A 681-nucleotide genomic window follows, 5' to 3' on the forward strand; every position below is an offset into this window, starting at 1 on the left:
CCGGATGTTGAAGCCGCGCTTACAGATCTTCATGCTAAGTTTCGGCAAATCATTCCCATTGAATCACTTGGCTAATGGCTAAAAGTCGTATCTGAGCTCCAGCATATTCAAACAACATCGGTTTTGATGAAGCCTTCTTGTTCGAGCGTTCAAAGGTGTACAGGAGCGTTTACCGAGCGGTTGATTGATTCGGCTATGCTATCGACGCGAGACAGGTCGATCTCATCCTCCCCAACTTTTGGTGGTGATTGCATGGCTGAGTAGTTATAGAGAAATCGATAAATCGCTTGCCACTGTTTAATGCGCTGCAAACTCAAGTGGGCAGCGTAGCTTGGTGGTAACCATTGGGTATAACGGTTCCAAAACTCGCTGCTCCAATTCGGGTGTGTCGGGATTAATTCGTCTATCGATTCCGATGGTCTTGCGCTTTTTTGAGTCAGCCAACCCATCCCCCCTTGCCACCTCCCATATTGATTTTGGATGTTTCCACGACGCCACGTTTCATCCCACCAACTCATCTTTTACTTTGCATGATTTAAGCTCAGGTTTTCCTCACTTTGTCCAATATGGCAATAACAGAGTTGCGTCGTGCCCCGCTTAATGGCGGAGGTAAAAGCGGTGATCGCTGCCCCTCGTAAAAAGCTTTCATGTTCGAGGACAAAGCGTTTCGGCACTTTGTTC

At 47.4% G+C, this 681-nt stretch carries 1 protein-coding gene; it reads right to left on the reverse strand.

Going from position 1 to position 681, the window contains the following annotated elements; translation table 11 throughout:
- Nucleotides 1–149: 149 nt before the first annotated feature.
- Complete coding sequence (locus R7Z49_RS25295; protein WP_318112426.1) at nt 150–518, reverse strand: hypothetical protein; 369 nt, start codon at nt 516–518, stop codon at nt 150–152.
- Nucleotides 519–681: the final 163 nt, after the last annotated feature.

The organism is Vibrio sp. 1562, from assembly GCF_033340155.1.
Taxonomy (GTDB): Bacteria; Pseudomonadota; Gammaproteobacteria; order Enterobacterales; family Vibrionaceae; genus Vibrio; species Vibrio alginolyticus.